This window comes from Eubacterium oxidoreducens, assembly GCF_900104415.1.
In the GTDB taxonomy this organism is placed as follows: domain Bacteria; phylum Bacillota; class Clostridia; order Lachnospirales; family Lachnospiraceae; genus Eubacterium_C; species Eubacterium_C oxidoreducens.
This window is the reverse complement of sequence record NZ_FMXR01000015.1, coordinates 49,208-69,908: the sequence shown is the minus strand read 5'-3', so window position 1 is coordinate 69,908 and position 20,701 is coordinate 49,208. Positions and strand designations below refer to the sequence as shown.

The window sequence follows — 20,701 nt, the reverse complement described above, 5'->3', positions numbered from 1 at the left end:
TTTCTATTGTAACAAAAATATATGGAAATACAAGTGGTTTTAAGTACCATACGCTTTAATTGCTTGATGAGTTATCCATTTTGGAATAGTATGTTCTAAAAAAAATACAAAAAATGCAAATTATAGTTGCATTATCATACAAAATGTTTTATTGTATTTTTGCTGATACAATTTCGGGGATGCGTGAAGTGTCCCTAAAATTATGATAGAATTTGAAGTAATTGGATGTTTATCCAGATGAAAAAGAGGAAAGAACAGTTACGAAATTTTAGGAGGACTACCAAAATGAAAAGACCAATGAAAACGATGGATGGTAATCATGCTGCAGCACATGTTTCATATGCATATTCTGATGTGGCAGCAATCTATCCAATCACCCCATCATCTGTAATGGCAGAAGCTTCTGATGAATGGGCAACACAAGGCCGTAAGAATCTCTTCGGTCAGGAAGTACAGATTACGGAGATGCAGTCTGAGGCCGGAGCAGCCGGAGCCGTACACGGATCACTGGCAGCTGGAGCGCTTACAACAACTTATACCGCATCACAGGGTCTGCTGCTTATGATTCCGAATCTTTATAAGATTGCGGCAGAAGGACTTCCGGGTGTGTTCAATGTGTCTGCTCGTACGATTTCTACACATGCACTTTGTATCTTTGGTGACCACTCTGATGTGTACGCCTGTCGTCAGACCGGTGTTGCTATGCTTTGTGAATCATCTGTTCAGGAAGTTATGGATTTGACACCTGTTGCACATTGTGCTGCTGTAAAGGGTAAGATGTCCTTTATCAATTTCTTTGATGGATTTAGAACATCTCATGAGATTCAGAAGATTGAGACATGGGATTACAAAGACTTAGAAGATATGATGGATATGGATGCTGTTCAGGAATTTAGAAATAATGCACTGAATCCAAATCATCCACAGGAGATGGGATCTGCACAAAATCCGGATATCTTCTTCCAGGCAAGAGAAGCTTGCAATAGCTCATACGATGCGCTTCCGCAGATTGTACAAAGCTATATGGATAAAGTAAATGAAAAGATTGGAACAGATTATAAGCTGTTCAATTACTATGGAGCGCCGGATGCAACACATATCATTATTGCTATGGGTTCTGTATGTGAGACAATTGATGAGACTATCGATTATCTGACAGCAAGAGGAGAAAAAGTAGGTCTTGTTAAAGTAAGACTGTATCGTCCATTCTCAAAAGAGGCATTGCTTGCAGCAATTCCGGATACGGTAAAGCAGATTTCAGTATTGGATCGTACAAAAGAGCCTGGAGCACTTGGAGATCCTTTATATCTTGATGTTGTTGCTGCATTAAAGGGAACAAAGTTCGAGACAACTCCAATTTATGCCGGACGTTATGGACTTGGCTCTAAGGATACAACTCCTGGACAGATTATAGCGGTTTATCATAATGATAAAAAAGAACATTTCACAATTGGTATCGTGGATGATGTAACGAATCTTTCACTTGAAATTGAAGAAAATCCTGTTACAACTCCGGAAGGAACCATTAACTGTAAGTTCTGGGGACTTGGAGCAGATGGTACGGTAGGTGCGAACAAGAACTCAATCAAGATTATCGGTGATAATACCGATATGTTTGCACAGGCATATTTTGATTATGATTCGAAAAAGTCAGGCGGTGTTACCATTTCACATCTTCGTTTTGGTAAGAAAGAAATCCGTTCTACATACCTGATTAGTAAGGCGAACTTTGTTGCGTGTCATAATCCTGCATACATTAGAAAATACAATATGGTTCAGGATCTTGTTCCGGGCGGAACTTTCCTTTTGAACTGCGCATGGGATGCACAGGGGCTTGAGGAACATCTTCCGGGTCAGGTTAAGAGATATATTGCAGAAAATAATATCCGTTTTTGTACAATTGACGGAATCAAGATTGGTAAGGAAATCGGACTTGGCGGACGTATCAATACGGTACTTCAGTCAGCTTTCTTCAAACTTGCCAATATCATTCCGGAAGAAGAAGCTATCAATCTTATGAAAGCAGCTGCTAAGGCTACATACGGTAAGAAGGGTGATAAGATTGTACAGATGAATTATGATGCAATCGACCGTGGTGCACAGGATGTGGTTGAAGTTCAGGTTCCGGAGAGCTGGAAGAATGCAACGGACGAGGATTTCTCTTCTAAGGCAACAGAAGGTAGAAAAGAAGTTGTAGATTTCGTTAATAATATTTTGATTCCAATCAATGCACAAGAAGGAAAGAACCTGCCGGTTTCAACATTTAAGAAATATGCAGATGGTTCAACACCTTCAGGCTCTGCAGCATATGAAAAACGTGGCGTTGCAGTAGACGTTCCTTCCTGGGATGCAACAAAATGTATTCAGTGTAATATCTGTTCTTATGTCTGCCCGCATGCAGCTATTCGGCCGGTAGCAATGACAGAAGAGGAAGCAGCTAAGGCACCGACAGATGCATTTGCAGCTTGTAATGGAATGCCGGATTATAAGTTTACAATGTCTGTATCCGTTCTTGACTGTACAGGATGTGGTTCTTGTGTAAATGTATGTCCTGCTAAGGAAAAAGCACTTACCATGCAGCCGCTTGAAAGTCAGCTTGATGAGCAGAAACTTTTCGACTATGCTGAAAAACTTCCGGAAAAGGAAGATGTTGTTGCAAAATTCAAATTAAATACCGTTAAGGGTAGCCAGTTTAAGAAGCCACTTCTTGAGTTCTCAGGAGCTTGTGCTGGTTGTGGAGAAACACCTTATGCTAAGCTTTTGACACAGCTGTTTGGTGATAGAATGTATGTTGCCAATGCAACCGGATGTTCTTCTATCTGGGGTAACTCTTCACCGGCGACACCTTATACAGTAAATCAGGCAGGCAAAGGACCGGCATGGTCTAACTCATTGTTTGAAGATGCAGCTGAATTTGGTCTTGGTATGTTATTGGCTCAGAACGCAGTTCGTAAGCGTTTGAAAGCGAAAGTAGAAGAAATCGCTGAAAATGGCGCATCAAAAGAAGAAGCAAAGGCTTATCTTGATACCTTTGGAAGTGGTGTTACTAACGGACCTGCAACAGATGCGCTCGTAGCAGCACTTGAGAAGAATGGTGAAGGTGAAGATATCCTGAAAGACAAGGATTTCCTTGCTAAGAAGTCACAGTGGATCTTCGGTGGTGACGGATGGGCATATGACATCGGATTTGGTGGACTTGACCATGTAATCGCTTCTGGACAGGATATCAACATTATGGTATTTGATACAGAGGTATATTCAAATACAGGTGGACAGTCTTCAAAGGCTACACCAACAGGAGCAACTGCGCAGTTCGCTGCCGGCGGTAAAGAAATCAAGAAGAAAGATCTTGCAGGAATTGCAATGAGTTATGGCTATGTATATACGGCTCATATTGCTATGGGTGCTGATTATAATCAGTGTGTAAAGGCAATTGCGGAAGCAGAAGCTTATCCGGGACCATCTATCATTATTGCTTATGCTCCATGTATCAACCATGGTATCAAGAAGGGAATGAGCAAGGCTCAGACGGAAGAAAAAGAAGCTGTAGCATGTGGATATTGGAACAACTTCCGTTACAATCCTGCTCTTGCAGCAGAAGGAAAGCCTGCATTTATTTTAGATAGCAAGGCTCCAACAGGAGATTATAAGGAATTCTTAAACGGAGAAGTTCGTTATAACGCTTTGGTACGTGCCAATCCGGAAAAGGCTGAGAAACTGTTTGATGCAAATGAAAAAGAAGCAAAAGCTCGTTATGAACATTTGCAGAAATTGGTTACATTGTACGGAAATAACTAATCTTTTGATACAAGTAAATGATAGATCCCCCGAGGGCACTTTGCTTTTGGGGGATTTCTTTGTTGCGAGTCATAAGAAGTATCGATTATAATAAACTGAAATATGAAACATTTGATTAATCGGGTAGAGCCCGGCAGTATTGCAGAAAAATTGAATATAGAAGGTGGAGATTATCTGGTTTCAATCAGTGGGCAGGAGATGGAAGATGTATTTGACTACCATTATCTTGCGAATGAAGAAGAACTTTCTTTAGAGATTGAAAAAGCGGACGGAACAATGCAGGTCTTTCAGATTGAGAAAGATTATGCGGATGATCTAGGATTTGTATTTGATAATGGTCTTATGGATGAATATCGAAGCTGTACAAATAAGTGCATTTTTTGCTTTATCGATCAGATGCCGCCGGGGATGCGCGATACGCTATACTTTAAGGATGATGATGCGAGACTTTCTTTTTTGCAAGGGAATTATATTACTCTTACGAACATGAAGGAAAAAGATATTGAGCGCGTTATTCGCTATCATATGGGACCGATTAATATTTCGGTACAGACCATGAACAAGGAACTTCGGTGCAAGATGCTGCATAATCGCTTTGCAGGAGATGCGTTAGATGCCATCGAGCGTTTTTATGAAGCCGGCATTGAGATGAATGGACAGATTGTGCTCTGCAAAGGTGTAAATGATGGACAGCAGCTGCGGTATTCGCTGGAAAAACTCTTGGCATATGCACCGGTTATGCAGAGTGTATCGGTTGTTCCGGCGGGGCTTTCGAAATATCGGGAAGGTTTATATCCGCTCGAAAACTTCACAAAAGAAGATGCAGGCGAAGTTATTGATTTGATAGAACATTTTCAAGAAAAGGCGATGGAGCTTTGGGGGATTCATTTCGTACATGCTTCTGATGAATGGTATCTGCAAGCAGATCGAAAGCTACCGGAAGAAGAGCGATATGACGGATATCTTCAGTTGGAAAATGGAGTCGGAATGCTGCGTCTTTTAAAAGAAGAATTTCATGAAGCACTAAAGCAATTGAAAAAGGCAAGAAGATTTCATCTGCGAAAGCCCAAAAAAAAGCATGTTACCATTGCGACAGGAATGCTGGCAGCTCCAACTTTGAAGGAATTGTGCGAGGAGTTTATGAAGGTAAAAGAGCATATACAAGTTGACGTAGTTCCGATTCGAAATGATTTTTTTGGCGAACTGATTACGGTTAGCGGCCTTCTTACCGGTGGAGATTTGCTGGCACAGCTTAAAGAAGTTGAACTTGGAGATAAGCTCTTGCTGCCTTGTAACGTGCTTAGAAGCGGAGAAGAAGTGTTTTTGGATGATGTGACTTTGGCCGATTTTCAAAAAACTTTACAAGTACCTGTCTGTATTGTAAAATCAAACGGGCGCGATTTGGTGGACGCGTTATTGGAAGAGTAGAAGTTAGAACCAATGCACATGTAATCTGTGCGAATGGAGGAGATATAGTGAGTAAACCGGTAGTTGCCATTGTTGGCAGACCTAATGTAGGAAAATCTACACTGTTTAATGTTCTTGCAGGTGAAAGAATTGCGATTGTTCAGGACACTCCGGGAGTGACCAGAGACCGTATCTATGCAGACGTTGAATGGTTGAAATATCAATTTACCATGATTGATACCGGCGGTATCGAACCGAATACAAAGGATATTATTTTGTCGCAGATGAGAGAGCAGGCTGAAATTGCAATTGCTTCGGCAGATGTGATTATATTTATCTGTGACGTGATGCAGGGGCTTACTGATGCGGATGCGAAAGTGGCAGATATGTTGCGTCGCTCAAAAAAGCCGGTTGTGCTTGTGGTGAATAAGGTTGACGATTTTCAGAAATATCAGGCAGATGTGTATGAATTCTATAATCTTGGGATTGGAGAACCGCATGCTGTATCAGCTGCGTCGCGACTTGGAATCGGAGACTTGTTAGATGATGTTGTGGCACTGTTTCCGGAGAATGCTTCCGAGCTAGAAGAAGATGACAGACCGAAAGTGGCGATTGTTGGAAAGCCGAATGTTGGGAAGTCTTCATTGATCAATAAACTGGCGAATGCAAATCGTGTAATTGTATCGGATATTGCCGGAACAACGAGAGATGCGATTGATACGGATATTAAGTATGATGGTCGCGAATATGTCTTTATTGATACAGCCGGTCTTCGACGTAAGAATAAGATAAAAGAAGAAATCGAACGCTATAGTATTATTCGTGCTGTAACTGCGGTTGAGCGTGCGGATGCGGTTATTGTAATGATTGATGCTACCGAAGGTGTAACGGAGCAGGATGCCAAAATTGCCGGAATTGCGCATGAACGTGGAAAAGGAATCATTGTGGCAGTTAATAAATGGGATGCCATTGAAAAAAATGATAAGACCATGTATGAGCATCAAAATAAGATTCGGGAAATCTTAAGCTTTATGCCGTATGCAGAGATTATGTTCATTTCGGCACAGACCGGTCAGCGTGTACAAAAGATTTTTGACATGATTGATATGGTAATTGAGAATAATTCCATGAGAATTGCAACGGGTGTGCTGAATGAAATTCTGGCAGAGGCGGTAGCGATGCAGCAACCACCTTCAGATAGAGGGCGACGTTTGAAGATTTATTATATGACGCAAGTGTTGGTGAAACCACCTACTTTTGTTATATTTGTAAATGATAAGAAGTTAATGCATTTTTCTTATACCAGATATCTTGAGAATCGAATTCGAGATGCATTTGGTTTTCGAGGAACATCGCTGAAATTTATTATACGTGAGCGAAAGGAAGAGTAGACTTGATAACGCTGAGAATAATCAGTATAGTAATTGGCTATGCGCTGGGGCTTTTTCCAACGGGATATATATTTGGAAAAGCCAATCATATAGATATCAGAGAACATGGGAGTGGAAATGTTGGTATGACGAACGCTCTTAGAACTCTCGGATTAAAGGCCGGAGCAATTACGTTTATCGGAGATGCAGGAAAAGCAATCATTGCCATCCTTATAATTTATCTGGCTTTTCGGGAATCACAGCCTGGCATGGTAAAGGATCTACAATTGTATGCCGGACTTGGAGCAGTACTGGGACATAATTTCCCGTTTTATTTTAAGTTTAAGGGCGGAAAGGGAATTGCCTGTACAGCAGGCGTGTTGATTGCTTTTTTCCCGCCAATGATACCGGTGTGTATAGGGTTGTTTTTTGTCATAGTAATCATTACGCGTTATGTATCAGTAGGGTCGATGGCAATCTTGATTTCATTTTTTGTTCAATTAATCATTTATGGACAACTTGGATTTTTTCATGTAGAATACGATTCTTTACTGATTGAAATGTATATCTTGGGAGCGATATTTATGATTTTGGGTATCGCTAGACATAAAGCGAATATAATTCGTCTAAAGAATGGAACTGAAAATAAATTTTCATTACATAAAAAGGATAAAGGAGAATAGATATGGCAGATCTTGGAATACTTGGGGCAGGAAGTTGGGGAATTGCACTTGCGACAGTCCTGGCATCGAACGGTCATAAGGTGAAAGTCTGGTCGATTATAGAAGATGAAGTGGAAATGCTTAGGACGCATCATGAGCATAAGACGAAACTGCCGGGCGTGAAGCTTTCGGATGATATTACATATACTTCGAATATAGAGGAAGCTATTGTAGGCAAAGAAATGGTTGTATTTGCAGTCCCATCATCATTTATCCGTTCTACCGCACATAGCGCAGCACCATATGTGGCAGAAGGTCAGTTGCTGGTTAATGTAGCAAAAGGAATAGAGGAAAGCACCTTGATGCCTATGGTTGATATTATAGAACAGGAAATCAATCAGGCTGTTGTTGGTGTATTATCTGGTCCGTCCCATGCAGAAGAAGTGGGACGAGCACTTCCGACAACTGTAGTTGCCGGAGCAAAGAAAAAGGCAACGGCGGAAAAGATACAATCTTATTTTATGAATGCAGTATTTCGTGTTTATACCAGTCCGGATGTGCTTGGAATTGAACTTGGTGGATCGCTTAAGAATGTAATAGCGTTAGCAGCGGGAATGGCTGATGGTATGGGATTTGGAGATAATACCAAGGCGGCGTTGATTACCAGGGGAATTGCGGAAATTACGGCATTAGGAATTAAGATGGGAGCGAAAGCGGAGACGTTATCGGGCTTGTCTGGTATTGGAGATTTGATTGTTACTTGTGCTAGTGTACATAGCCGAAATCGTAAGGCCGGCGTGCTTATGGGACAGGGCAAATCCAGACAGGAGGCCATGGACGAGGTGCAGATGGTAGTGGAAGGTGTGTACAGCGCAAAAGCGGCACTTGCACTTGGTAAGAAATATCAGGTAGAACTTCCAATCACGGAAGAAGTTAATCGGGTGTTGTTTGAAAATGTTTCTGCAAAAGATGGTGTGCAAAATTTAATGATGCGTGAAAAAAAGGCAGAAAGCGACAAATTGTGCTGGAAAAACGACTAAAATATGACAAAACATCCGGAAAAATAGAGAAGAAGTACTAAAAAGCCCGAAAGGCGTGAGTTAAATTCGCGAATTTTCGGACTTTTTTTATTGCATGAACATAAACGTTGTGTGATAATATTAAGTGAACTACGTGCCTCTTAGGGTACATTATTTTGGGGGCTAATATTGAATAACGAAAAAAAAGCACAATATTTTGACGGTATTTTCGGAATGCGGTCAAGTGTTAATGAAGGATTGTTTTCTTTCTGGATGGACTTTGAAGATGATGAAGTATATGTGTCAGAGGAAACGGCTGAGTATTTTGGCTTTCATCGTATTAACAAGAATACTAGAGTTGTTGAAGCGACAGCTGAATTTGAGGAACATATCTATCCGGATGACCTTGCTTATTATAAAAAAGCATTGGAGCAATTTCTTGAAGACGGAGAAGAATATTTTGATGTATTGTACCGGCTTAGAAATAAGAATGGTGAATATGAAACCTGTTCGACTAAGGCGGATATGATCTATGATGAAAAAGGCAGACCGTTGTTTATTGCTGGACATATTTTTAACCATGAGAGAAATGATGCGGTTGATCCGACAACCGGATTGTTTACGAGAAGTTCGTTGTTTGCAAAACTTCAATTGTATCAATCCATGAATCGACCATTTTTTCTGATGGTTATTGGAATTCGCAATTTCTTTTACGTGAATAATATGTATGGCGTAAAGGTTGGAAATCATGTGTTGAAATACATTGCAGATTATTGCAAGTCAATATGTGGTAATGAAAACACATTTCGTAATGCCGGAACGAAAATTGTGATGCTTTGGGATATGAAAAAGCATTCACAAAAGTCAATTAGTGATTTTTATTTTCGATTGAGGGAACATCTAAAGAGCGGAATTGAAATTGAATACAACAAGGTGACGCTTGAAATAAATGGTGGAATGGTTGTTGTAGATGATCCGACGATTGATGTGAACACGATTTTTATGAGTGCATTATATGCGCTTGCTAAGGCAAAGGAAGAATTTATTCCGGAGCTGAATGTCTTTAAGAATGAAAGTTTTACAACCAATCAAAGACTGTTAGGTCTTCTTAATGAGGTAAGAATCGGCGCAGAAAAGGGATGCGATGGATTTTATCTTTGTTACCAGCCGATTATTGATACGCAGACACAGGAAATATGCGGAGTTGAAACGCTCATTCGATGGCATGATGAGGGATATGGTGTCGTTGCACCGGGAATGTTTATCGATTGGTTGGAGCAAGATCCGGTATTCTTTGAACTGGGCAATTGGATCATCAAAACAGCGCTTCTTGATATGAAGGAGTTGGCACTTGAGAATCCGAATTTTATCGTAAATATCAATTTGACATACACGCAGCTTCAAAGAGACGAATTTAATGAGCGGTTATTAGGGATTTTAAAAGAAACCGGATTCCCGCCGGAACATCTTCGCTTAGAACTTACAGAACGCTGTAAAGTGCTGGATTTGAATTTCTTAAGAAATCAAATCATTTTTCTTAGATCTTATGGAATGCAGGTTTCGCTTGATGATTTCGGAACCGGATATGCGGCAATCAATTTGCTTTTTGAATTGCCAATCGATCAGGTGAAGATTGATCGCAGTTTTGTTGAGAATATTCAAAAAGAAGAAGCTAAGCAGATTTTGTTAAGGGCTTTAACGGAATGTGCTAGAGAGATGAAGATGGATGTGTGTATAGAAGGAATTGAAGCGAAAGCAGTTAGAGATTATGTGACTTCACATTTTTATACCACTTCATTGCAGGGATTTTTATATTCAGAGCCGATTGTGAAAGAGGAAATTCTTAAATGGATTGAGAAGTATAACAGACAGCTCAATAAGAAAAGATCAGAAATAAAGAAAAAAGAGACAGAGCGAAAGAAAACAAATACTGAAAAACGAAAAAATACAAAAAGGAAGGAATGATTTAGTCATTTCTTCTTTTTAATTGTGCGATACTTGACGGAAAAAAACTGAAATGGTACGATAGTGCGAGAACTCACACTAGATATGGTGTGCGAGTTGTCAGATAATTCAAGATATATGAATAGGAGTTTTTGGATGGAAAAAACAATACGGATTAAGTATTTTACGGATAAGATAGAAAAGTTGACTTACATTGATGGAAAGTCTGATTGGATTGATCTTCGTGCAAGCGAGGACGTGACACTAAAAAAAGGTGAATTTAAATTGATTTCGCTTGGAGTGGCGATGGAGCTTCCGGCAGGATATGAAGCACATTTGGTTCCGCGTAGTTCTACATTTAAGAATTTTGGAATCATTCAGACGAATAGCTGTGGAATTATTGATGGTTCTTATTGCGGTGATGAAGATATGTGGAGAATGCCGGTGTATGCTACGCGAGATGCGCAGATTCATGTAGGCGATCGAATTTGTCAGTTTAGAATCATTGAAAACCAGCCGAAAATTACATTTGACGAGGTGGAGCATCTTGGAAATGAAAACCGTGGCGGTTTTGGAAGTACAGGAAAGCAGTAGTATCGGAGGGTGAGTAGAAATTGGCAAAGAAAGTAACATATGATGAAAGCAGTATTTCGATACTTGAAGGCCTTGAAGCGGTTCGAAAACGTCCGGGAATGTATATCGGAAGCGTTTCGAGAAAAGGATTAAATCATTTGGTATATGAAATCGTAGATAACTCAGTGGATGAACATCTTGCCGGGGAGTGCGATTTGATTCAGGTAACGTTGAATGCTGATGGTTCTTGTACGGTGGAAGATAACGGACGAGGTATTCCGGTTGGAATGCATGAAAAAGGTGTGTCGGCTGCAAGAATTGTTTTTTCTACACTTCATGCAGGCGGCAAGTTTGATGATTCTGTATATAAAACGTCCGGTGGATTGCATGGCGTCGGTTCTTCTGTGGTAAATGCACTGTCTACATATATGGATGTTGAAATCAGCAGAGATGGTAAGATTCATCATGACAGATATGAGCAAGGCCATCCGACAGAGGAGCTTGTGAAAGGATTGTTGCCGGTAATCGGAAAGACGAAAAAGCATGGGACGAAAATAACATTTTTGCCGGATCCTACGATTTTTGAGAAAACAAGATTCAAAGAAGATGAGATTATCTCGCGTCTTCATGAGACCGCTTATTTGAATCCGCGTCTTACCATTCAGTATACGGATCTGCGGGGAGACGAACCGATTGAAATGACATTTCATGAAGAAGAAGGAATTGTCGGATTTGTAAAGGACGTAAATAAGAATTCGCATGTGCTTCATGATGTTATTTACTTTTCGGGAGAAGCAGATAACATTGGCGTAGAAGTTGCCTTTCAGTACACCGATGAATTTCATGAGAATGTCCTTGGTTTTTGTAATAACATCTACAATGCGGAAGGCGGGGCACATCTGACCGGATTTAAGACGACATTTACGAGTGTCATTAATGCGTATGCCAGAGAACTTGGAATCTTAAAAGAAAAGGATGCCAACTTTACCGGTGCTGATGTGCGAAATGGTATGACGGCGGTAATCTCTGTGAAGCATCCGGATCCCAGATTTGAAGGACAGACAAAGACAAAACTCGACAACCAGGATGCGGCCCGTGTGACCGGTAAGGTAACCGGAGATGAGATTCAGCTGTATTTTGACAAGCATTTAGAGCAGCTTAAGACGGTAATTGGCTGTGCTGAAAAAGCAGCCAAGATTCGTAAGACAGAAGAAAAAGCCAGAACAAATCTGCTTCAAAAGCAGAAATTTTCTTTTGATTCCAATGGAAAGCTTGCGAACTGTGAGAGCAGAGACGCTTCCAAGTGTGAGATATTCATTGTCGAGGGAGACTCGGCAGGAGGTTCTGCCAAGACGGCAAGAAATAGAAACTACCAGGCGATACTTCCAATTCGAGGTAAGATATTAAATGTAGAAAAGGCAAGTATCGATAAAGTCCTTGCAAATGCAGAGATTAAGACAATGATTAATGCATTTGGCTGTGGATTTTCAGAAGGTTTTGGTAATGATTTTGATATCACAAAGCTTCGTTATAACAAGATTATTATCATGGCGGATGCGGACGTAGACGGTGCTCATATCTCTACGCTTCTTTTGACGCTGTTTTACCGGTTCATGCCGGAACTTATATTTGAGGGGCATGTTTATGTGGCAATGCCACCGCTTTATAAGGCTATGCCGGATAAGGGAGAAGAAGAATATCTGTATGACGATGCGGCACTGGAAAAGTATCGTAAAACGCATAAAGGCAAGTTTACTCTGCAAAGATATAAAGGATTAGGTGAGATGGATGCCAAGCAATTGTGGGAGACAACGCTTGATCCGGAGCGTCGACTCCTCAAAAAGATTGAGATTGAGGATGCACGTATGGCGTCAGATGTAACGGCAATGCTGATGGGAACGGAAGTTCCGCCGAGAAAGAAATTTATCTATGACCATGCACTTGATGCAGAGCTGGATATCTAGGAGGTTAGGACAAGATGAGTGAAGAACAGTTAATTCGTACAGAGTATTCGGACCTAATGCAAAAATCCTATATCGATTATGCTATGAGTGTCATTGTGTCAAGAGCGCTTCCGGATGTCAGAGACGGTCTAAAACCAGTTCAAAGAAGAACGCTTTACGATATGCAAGAACTTGGGATTCGTTACGACAAGCCATATCGTAAATGTGCTCGTATCGTTGGTGATACCATGGGTAAATATCACCCGCATGGCGATTCTTCCATCTATGATGCGCTGGTTGTTATGGCGCAGGAGTTTAAAAGAGGACTGCCGCTCGTAGACGGACACGGAAACTTTGGTTCCATAGAAGGTGACGGAGCAGCGGCAATGCGATATACCGAAGCGCGTCTTGAAAAAGTAACGCAGGAAGTGTATCTGGCAGATTTGGATAAGGATGTTGTGGACTTTGTTCCGAACTTTGATGAGACAGAAAAGGAGCCGGAGGTACTTCCTGTCAAAGTGCCAAATCTGCTAATCAACGGAGCAGAAGGTATTGCCGTTGGTATGGCAACCAATATTCCACCGCATAACCTTGCAGAAGTTATTGACGGTGTGAAAGCCTATATGAAAAATCCGTCCATTACGACGGAAGAGATGATGAAGTTTATTCCGGGACCGGATTTTCCGACCGGTGGAATTGTTGTCAATAAAGACGAGTTGCAAAATATCTATGAGACCGGAAGCGGTAAAGTAAAGATTCGCGGTAAGGTCGAAGTGGAAAAGGGAAAGGGAGGCAAGCAGCTGCTTGTCATTACCGAGATTCCATATACCATGGTGGGAGCCAATATCGGTAAATTCTTAAATGATGTCGGTTCTCTTGTGGAAAATAAAAAGACAGCAGATATTGTTGATATCTCGAATCAGTCTTCCAAAGAAGGAATTCGAATTGTCATCGAGTTAAAGCGCGGCGCGGATGTGGAAAATCTCAAGAACATGCTTTATAAAAAGACGAGACTTGAAGATACCTTTGGTGTAAATATGCTTGCAGTGGCAGACGGTAAGCCTGAGACAATGGGGATTGTCAGTGTGATTCGGCATCATGTGAATTTCCAATATGAGCTGGCAACACGTAAGTATACGAATCTGCTTGCTAAAGAACGTGATAAACAAGAAATACAAGAAGGTCTTATGAAGGCCTGCAATATCATTGATCTGATTATCGAAATTATTCGCGGATCAAAGACCGTTAAGATGGCGAAAAAATGTCTGATGACGGGAGAAAGCGAAGGGATTGATTTTAAGAGCGCAAGTTCGAGAATGATGGCAGAACAGCTTTGCTTTACCGAAAGACAGGCACAGGCAATCTTAGAACTTCGTTTATCCAAACTCGTTGGTCTTGAGATTGAAGCACTGATTAAGGAACATGATCAGACCATTGAGAATATCAATACGTATTCCGATATTTTAGAGCATCGTACATCTATGGCGAAGGTGATCATGAAAGAACTCGATCACGTTAAAAAAGAATACGGCACCGACCGTAAGACAAGCATTGAAAATGCAGCAGAAATCGTCTTTGAAGAAAAGAAGATTGAAGAGATGGATGTCGTTATGTTGATGGATCGATTTGGTTATGTCAGAACGGTTGATCAGGCAACTTACGAGCGAAATAAGGATGCTGCAGATGCAGAAAATAAACATATTGTTTCATGTAAGAATACAGACAAGATTTGTCTGTTTACCAATACAGGTCAGCTACATTTAATAAAAGTGCTAGACCTTCCGTTCGGAAAGTTCCGTGAAAAAGGAACACCAATTGATAATGTGAGTAAGTACGATTCAGAAAGTGAGAACATAGTGTCTGTCTTCGCATTGGAAGAAGTCAAAAAACACAAAGTCGTATTTGTCACACAAAGCGGTATGTCCAAGGTTGTAGAAGGAGAGCAGTTTGATGTTTCGAAAAAACAGACTGCAGCGACAAAACTTGGTGCAGAGGATTCGCTTGTCATGGCACAGATTGTTTATGGCGGAGAAACGCTCGTTTACCATACTGCGAAAAATATGCTTCTTCGTATCATGCTTTTAGAACTACCGGAGATGAAAAAAACGGCAGTCGGCGTGCATGGTATTAAATTAAATAATGGCGATTATGTTAAGGATTGCCATCTGTTATATGAAGGAGACTCCCCGATGCTTGAAATCGGAGGAAAACAAGTAGCGTTAAATCGCCTTAAGATTTCCTCTCGTGCAACGAAGGGAACCAAGCACTAAATAGGGGAAAGTAAAGGAAAATATCTTGACAGAACCACATAGTTTTGATAGGATATTTCGTGGACTATTAACGAACCAAAAATGAAAAGATTAGGGAGGAAGTTCAAATGTCTGGATTAGTATGGTTAATACCAATTATTGGTATTATCGCGTTGCTGGTCGCACTTGCACTGGCAGCAGCCGTGAAGAAGCAGGACGAAGGAAACAATCGTATGAAAGAAATTGCCGCTGCTATTCACGAAGGTGCTCAGGCTTTCTTAACAGCTGAGTACAAAATTTTAATTGTATTTATTATTATCTTGTTTGTATTGATTGGTCTCTTTATCGGATGGCCGACTGCAATCTGTTATGTAGTAGGATCGATTTTCTCTATTCTTGCAGGTTATGCAGGTATGAACGTTGCTACTAGAGCAAACGTTAGAACTGCAAGAGCTGCTGAGAATGGCGGAATGAGCAAGGCTCTTCCAATCGCATTCCGCGGTGGTGCAGTTATGGGTCTTTGCGTGGTAGGTCTTGGACTTGCCGGTGTCAGCGTTATTTATTTCCTGACAGGTAATGTATCAATCTTAACAGGTTTCTCACTCGGTGCTTCATCTGTTGCTTTATTTGCACGTGTTGGTGGTGGTATTTATACAAAAGCTGCTGACGTTGGAGCTGACCTTGTAGGTAAGGTAGAAGCAGGTATCCCGGAAGACGATCCTCGTAACCCGGCTGTTATCGCAGATAACGTAGGAGATAACGTAGGTGACGTTGCAGGTATGGGTGCTGACTTATTCGAGTCATATGTTGGATCTATTATCTCTGCTGTAACACTTGGTGTTGCTGCAGCAACAGGAGTAACGGATGTCGTTGGCGGAACAGTAGCAGGAGCATTATTCCCATTACTTCTTGCTGGTATCGGTATTCTTGCATCTATCCTTGGTATCGCATTTGTACGTGGTAAGGATGGAGTAAATCCACAAAAGTCTCTTGACCTTGGTACTAATATTGCGAATATTATCGTTGTAGTATTTGCTATTATCTTATCAAAAGTAATTCTTGGTTCATTCTCTTACTGTGGAGCTATCATTGCCGGCTTAATTGTTGGTGTGTTAATCGGTAAGATTACAGGTGTTTATACATCGGATGAACACAAGCATGTTAAGAAGATTGCAGACCAGTCTGAAACAGGATCTGCTACCAATATTATTTCAGGTCTTGCTGTAGGTATGGAATCTACTGTTATTCCAATTATCTTAATTGCAATCGGAATCTTTGTATCATACAAGTTCTCCGGACTTTACGGAATCGCTCTTGCAGCTGTAGGTATGCTTGCAACAACAGGTTCTACGGTAGCTGTCGATGCTTATGGTCCAATCGCTGACAATGCCGGTGGTATTGCAGAAATGTCTGAACTTGATGAAGGTGTTCGTGAGATTACAGATAAGCTTGACTCAGTTGGTAACACAACAGCTGCTATCGGTAAGGGATTCGCTATCGGATCTGCTGCTTTAACAGCTCTTGCTTTGTTCGTATCTTACGCACAGGTTGTGGAACTTGATTTGATCAATATCCTTCAGCCAACCGTTGTAGTTGGTCTGTTTATCGGTGGTATGCTTCCATTCCTGTTCTCATCTATTACAATGCAGGCTGTATCAAAAGCTGCATACAAGATGATTGAGGAAGTTAGAAGACAGTTCCGTGAAGATAAGGGTATCTTAGAGGGAACAAGCAAACCGGATTACAAGACTTGTGTATCAATTTCTACACAGGCTGCATTAAAAGAAATGCTTCTTCCGGGTATTATTGCAATCGTTGTTCCAATCGTAATCGGAATCTTCCTTGGTACTGATGCACTTGGCGGACTTTTAGCTGGTGCTCTTGTAACCGGTGTACTTATGGCTATCTTCATGGCTAATGCCGGTGGTGCTTGGGATAATGCTAAGAAGTTTATTGAATCCGGAAATCATGGTGGAAAAGGTAGTGAGCCTCATAAGGCTGCTGTAGTTGGTGATACTGTAGGTGATCCATTTAAGGATACTTCAGGACCTTCTATTAACATCTTGATTAAACTGATGACAATCGTATCATTGGTATTTGCACCGGTATTCCTTCTTTGTGCACAAGGACAGGGTATCCTTTCTATGTTCTTCTAAGAATTACATAAGAAATCTAAGTATGGGCAGAGAATTTCGTTCTCTGCTCATTTTTTTGTGTTATAATCATCCTTATGATGAATTACGAAGAAACAATGAAACTGATAGAAGAAGTGGCGAAACTTGGAAGTGTTCCGGGACTTGAAAGTATCAAAGAGCTTATGAAACAGCTTGATAACATACAGGATACCTTTCCGGTGCTTCATGTTGCGGGAACAAATGGCAAAGGAAGTACCTGTCATTATATGGCATCAATACTTAAAGAAGCCGGTTATACGGTTGGCTGCTTTATGACACCGGACGTCTATTGCTACGAGGATAAATTTATTATTGACGGCGATCGAATTACAAAAGAAGAACTGGCAAGATATTATTCTGTTGTGGAAGATGCCTGCCAAAAGATGACAGAGAAGAACATGGTACACCCAACGTTGTTTGAAATGGAAGTTGCCGTTGCGTTCCTGGCGTTTACAGCGCATCGCGTCGATCTTGTGATCCTAGAGTGTGGTATGGGCGGTGCATTGGATGCAACCAATATCCTTACGAGTCCGCTGCAGTGTATCTTCACTCCAATAGGGATGGATCATATGGCTTTTCTAGGAGAGGATATCGAGTCGATTGCGCTGGCAAAATCAGGTATTATCAAAGAGAAAACAACGGTAATTACGGCACCACAAAAACCACCGGTGCTTGAAATCCTGCAAAAACAAACTTCCGATAAGGAAGGAGATTTTTGCATGGTTGCAAGAGAAGAAATTAGGAATGTTCATAATACAAGAGATGGTCTGGTATTTGATTATAAGGATTATAAGAAGCTTGAGATTCGTGCGCAGGCGCTGTATCAGATTGAGAATGCTTCAACAGCTATACTTGCATGTGAACAATTGGCAAAGCATCTTTCTATTACGCAGGAGCACATTCGGCACGGATTGCTGATAAAACCTCCGTTTGGAAGGTTTGAACAGATTGCCCAAAAGCCACAGGTGTACTTGGACGGAGCGCATAATGAACCGGCGGCCTTGCGGCTTTCAAAAACCGTAGAAAATAAATTTACAAATAAGAGTATTGTCTATATAATAGGAATGTTAAAAGACAAAGCGTGTGAGCGCGTGCTTGAGATTATGTCGCAACATACACAAACGGTTGTATGTATGCCGACGGTTGGGGAGAGAGGATTAAGTGCTTTAGAACTTAGCGAGTATGCGAAGGCGTATTACAAACACATTGAGGTTGCGCGGGATTGCGAGCAGGCGGTTGATAGGGCGCTGCAACTTAAACCGGAAGTGATTATTTGCTTTGGATCACTTTCGCAGCTGAAGAATATTAAGGATTGTTTTAGAAAAAGAATAGAAGAGTAAGATGAAAAATTACGCGGAATTGTTATTAAAAAACGAAAGTTATAGAAAGTATGTAAGCTGCTTGGCGGAATTGGAGAAGGAACGTAAGTTTTGCCATCATGATAAGAAGCACTTTATTGAAGTAGCATCTTTGGCAAGCTGGGCGGCTTCAATATGCCGGGTTCCTCATGAACCGCAGCTGATTATGCTGGCAGCATTGCTTCATGACATTGGAAGAGTTCATGGGAGTGAACACCATGCCAAGGCAAGTATAGGCATTGCAAAAGAACTTATGCTGCAGCTTCGTGTGCCGGAAGATTTGCAGATAAGAGTGGTAGATTTAATCGAAGCACATACAATCAAGGATGACAGGAGAAATGCAATCAAAACATATGATCAGCTAAGGGACGCTTTGAAAGAACTTGATGAAGTGGATCGGTTGGTATATATTTTTGCATGGGCAGACAACCGCGTTCGCCAATGCTTTGCATGTGATGCAGCAGGGGAGTGCTATTGGGATGATAGGCGTAAAAATATGGAACCGATTAATTATGAGGTGTTTAAGATATGATTATTGGAAGGCAGACATTTGAAACAACAAATCATACTTATATAATGGGAATTTTGAATGTGACGCCGGATTCATTTTCAGATGGCGGCGAACATAATACAGTTGAAAAAGCCATTGCGCATGTGCAGAGAATGATAGAAGAAGGTGCTTCCATCATTGATGTTGGAGGAGAGTCTACAAGACCGGGGTACACGAAGATTGGCGAAGCAGAAGAAATCTATCGTGTGGTACCGGTGATTGAAGCAATCAAAAGACGTTTTGATATTCCGGTTTCTATCGATACCTATAAAAGTCAGGTGGCAGCAGCAGCTTTACAGGCGGGAGCAAATCTGGTCAATGATATCTGGGGACTTCAATATGATGATAAGATGGCCAGGGTTATTGCCGATGCCGATGCAGCATGTTGTCTTATGCATAATCGAACAAATACGGATTATCAGGATTTTATGGAAGATGTGAAAGCTGATCTTGCAAAATCTGTTGAAATAGCGGTAGCAGCAGGAATTAACCGTGAGAAAATCATTCTTGATCCGGGGGTTGGGTTTGCAAAAAATGTAGATCAAAATCTTGAAGTGATTGCAAGGCTGCATGAATTAAAGGAGTTAGGATGTCCGATTTTGCTTGGAACATCTAGAAAGTCGGTAATCGGAAAGACTCTCAATCTTCCTACGAATGAGAGACTTGAAGGGACATTGGCAACCGGCATTTACGGTGTTATGGAAGATGCGATGTTTTTAAGAGTTCATGATGTAAAAGAACATGTAAGAGCCGTGAAGATGGTTAGAGCAATTATGAATCACAGAGGGTAGATATGGATCAGATTAAGATTAAGAACTTAGAGGTGTTTGGTCATCATGGACTATTGCCGGAGGAAAATACACTTGGGCAGAAGTTTTTGATTAATGCAACGTTATATATACAAGCCGGTATTGCAGGTCAAAGTGATAAAATGTCGGATTCGATTCATTATGGAGACGTATGTCAGTTTATTACAAAATTCATGCACGATCATACATTTAAGTTGATTGAAACCGTTGCAGAACAGCTTTCGCGGCAGCTTTTGCTTACGTATCCGAGAATGAAAAAGATACGATTAGAGGTTTTGAAACCGTGGGCGCCTATCGGATTGCCGTTAGAGTCGGTGTCGGTAGAAGTGGTTCGCGGCTGGAAGTGCGCATATTTATCGCTGGGATCGAATATGGGAGATCGACAAAAATATCTGGATAATGCAATAGCGGCATTGAAAGAGAATCCTTTTGTTAAGGTGAACAAGGTGGCAGGTTATATTAATACACCGCCTTATGGCAAGACAGATCAAAGCGATTTTCTAAATACGGCCGTTGAGATTGAGACATTGCTAAATCCGGAGCAACTACTAGAATTGATTCATGATATTGAGAAAAAAAATAAGAGAGTGCGAAAGGAACATTGGGGAGAACGCACGTTGGATATTGATATTTTGTTGTTTGAAGATACAATCAATAGGAGTTTGCAACTTACAATACCGCATGCGGATATGCATAATCGACACTTTGTATTAGAACCTATGTGTGAGATTGCTCCGCAAGTGATGCATCCGATTTTTCATCTGACGATGTATCAGTTATTAGAAAGACTTAACAAATTGTCATAGGGTATGCAATTGACAATTGAAGCAAAGAGGATTACACTA

Annotated in this window: 14 protein-coding genes; all 14 read left to right on the top strand. The window is 41.0% G+C overall.

Going from position 1 to position 20,701, the window contains the following annotated elements; all coding sequences use genetic code 11:
- The first annotated feature begins 285 nt into the window (after nt 1–285).
- The 14 genes from nifJ to folK all read left to right on the top strand — a co-directional run bounded on the left by nifJ (nt 286) and on the right by folK (nt 20,662).
- The gene (gene nifJ / locus BLS20_RS10345) at nt 286–3,798 is read left to right on the top strand and encodes a pyruvate:ferredoxin (flavodoxin) oxidoreductase (RefSeq protein WP_090174301.1); all 3,513 of its coding nucleotides are present in this window, start codon (nt 286–288) and stop codon (nt 3,796–3,798) included.
- Nucleotides 3,799–3,900: 102 nt separating this feature from the next.
- Entirely contained in the window at nt 3,901–5,226 is a 1,326-nt protein-coding gene (locus BLS20_RS10340) for a DUF512 domain-containing protein (protein WP_090174300.1), read from the top strand.
- Nucleotides 5,227–5,273: 47 nt separating this feature from the next.
- Entirely contained in the window at nt 5,274–6,596 is a 1,323-nt protein-coding gene (gene der, locus BLS20_RS10335; RefSeq protein ID WP_090174299.1) for a ribosome biogenesis GTPase Der, read from the top strand.
- Between the two features lie 2 nt (nt 6,597–6,598).
- Nucleotides 6,599–7,258 (top strand): glycerol-3-phosphate 1-O-acyltransferase PlsY, encoded by a 660-nt coding sequence (gene plsY, locus BLS20_RS10330; RefSeq protein WP_090174298.1) that lies wholly within the window; start codon nt 6,599–6,601, stop codon nt 7,256–7,258.
- A 2-nt stretch (nt 7,259–7,260) separates the two neighbouring features.
- Nucleotides 7,261–8,277 (top strand): NAD(P)H-dependent glycerol-3-phosphate dehydrogenase, encoded by a 1,017-nt coding sequence (locus tag BLS20_RS10325; protein ID WP_090174297.1) that lies wholly within the window; start codon nt 7,261–7,263, stop codon nt 8,275–8,277.
- A 168-nt stretch (nt 8,278–8,445) separates the two neighbouring features.
- Nucleotides 8,446–10,221, top strand: coding sequence for an EAL domain-containing protein (locus BLS20_RS10320; protein ID WP_090174296.1), 1,776 nt, complete (start codon nt 8,446–8,448; stop codon nt 10,219–10,221).
- 135 nt (nt 10,222–10,356) lie between these two features.
- Nucleotides 10,357–10,794: a dUTP diphosphatase gene (locus BLS20_RS10315; RefSeq protein ID WP_090174295.1), complete on the top strand. Its 438-nt coding sequence runs from the start codon at nt 10,357–10,359 to the stop codon at nt 10,792–10,794.
- A gap of 20 nt (nt 10,795–10,814) precedes the next feature.
- Complete coding sequence (locus tag BLS20_RS10310; RefSeq protein WP_090174294.1) at nt 10,815–12,737, top strand: DNA gyrase/topoisomerase IV subunit B; 1,923 nt, start codon at nt 10,815–10,817, stop codon at nt 12,735–12,737.
- A 14-nt stretch (nt 12,738–12,751) separates the two neighbouring features.
- Nucleotides 12,752–14,986 (top strand): DNA gyrase/topoisomerase IV subunit A, encoded by a 2,235-nt coding sequence (locus BLS20_RS10305; RefSeq protein WP_090174293.1) that lies wholly within the window; start codon nt 12,752–12,754, stop codon nt 14,984–14,986.
- A 107-nt stretch (nt 14,987–15,093) separates the two neighbouring features.
- Nucleotides 15,094–17,121: a sodium-translocating pyrophosphatase gene (locus BLS20_RS10300; protein WP_090174292.1), complete on the top strand. Its 2,028-nt coding sequence runs from the start codon at nt 15,094–15,096 to the stop codon at nt 17,119–17,121.
- 74 nt (nt 17,122–17,195) lie between these two features.
- On the top strand, nt 17,196–18,479 hold the full coding sequence (locus tag BLS20_RS10295; protein WP_090174291.1) for a bifunctional folylpolyglutamate synthase/dihydrofolate synthase: 1,284 nt from the start codon (nt 17,196–17,198) through the stop codon (nt 18,477–18,479).
- A 1-nt stretch (nt 18,480) separates the two neighbouring features.
- Nucleotides 18,481–19,029 carry an HD domain-containing protein gene (locus tag BLS20_RS10290; RefSeq protein ID WP_090174290.1) on the top strand — a complete coding sequence of 183 codons (549 nt, stop codon included), beginning with the start codon at nt 18,481–18,483 and terminating at the stop codon, nt 19,027–19,029.
- Nucleotides 19,026–19,838, top strand: a complete 813-nt coding sequence (gene folP / locus BLS20_RS10285) for a dihydropteroate synthase (protein ID WP_090174289.1) — start codon at nt 19,026–19,028, stop codon at nt 19,836–19,838. Before BLS20_RS10290 ends, folP begins: the two co-directional genes overlap by 4 nt.
- Nucleotides 19,839–19,840: 2 nt before the next feature.
- A complete protein-coding gene (gene folK / locus BLS20_RS10280) occupies nt 19,841–20,662 on the top strand; it encodes a 2-amino-4-hydroxy-6-hydroxymethyldihydropteridine diphosphokinase (RefSeq protein ID WP_090174288.1) in 822 nt (273 codons plus the stop codon).
- Nucleotides 20,663–20,701 lie beyond the last annotated feature (39 nt).

Bases quoted from the DNA above. Each gene is read 5' to 3' on its own strand.
- folP (WP_090174289.1), top strand. From the start codon at position 19,026: ATGATTATTGGAAGGCAGACATTTGAAACAACAAATCATACTTATATA.
- BLS20_RS10315 (WP_090174295.1), top strand. From the start codon at position 10,357: ATGGAAAAAACAATACGGATTAAGTATTTTACGGATAAGATAGAAAAG.
- BLS20_RS10290 (WP_090174290.1), top strand. From the start codon at position 18,481: ATGAAAAATTACGCGGAATTGTTATTAAAAAACGAAAGTTATAGAAAG.
- BLS20_RS10295 (WP_090174291.1), top strand. From the start codon at position 17,196: ATGATGAATTACGAAGAAACAATGAAACTGATAGAAGAAGTGGCGAAA.
- BLS20_RS10305 (WP_090174293.1), top strand. From the start codon at position 12,752: ATGAGTGAAGAACAGTTAATTCGTACAGAGTATTCGGACCTAATGCAA.
- folK (WP_090174288.1), top strand. From the start codon at position 19,841: ATGGATCAGATTAAGATTAAGAACTTAGAGGTGTTTGGTCATCATGGA.
- BLS20_RS10300 (WP_090174292.1), top strand. From the start codon at position 15,094: ATGTCTGGATTAGTATGGTTAATACCAATTATTGGTATTATCGCGTTG.
- BLS20_RS10340 (WP_090174300.1), top strand. From the start codon at position 3,901: ATGAAACATTTGATTAATCGGGTAGAGCCCGGCAGTATTGCAGAAAAA.
- BLS20_RS10325 (WP_090174297.1), top strand. From the start codon at position 7,261: ATGGCAGATCTTGGAATACTTGGGGCAGGAAGTTGGGGAATTGCACTT.
- nifJ (WP_090174301.1), top strand. From the start codon at position 286: ATGAAAAGACCAATGAAAACGATGGATGGTAATCATGCTGCAGCACAT.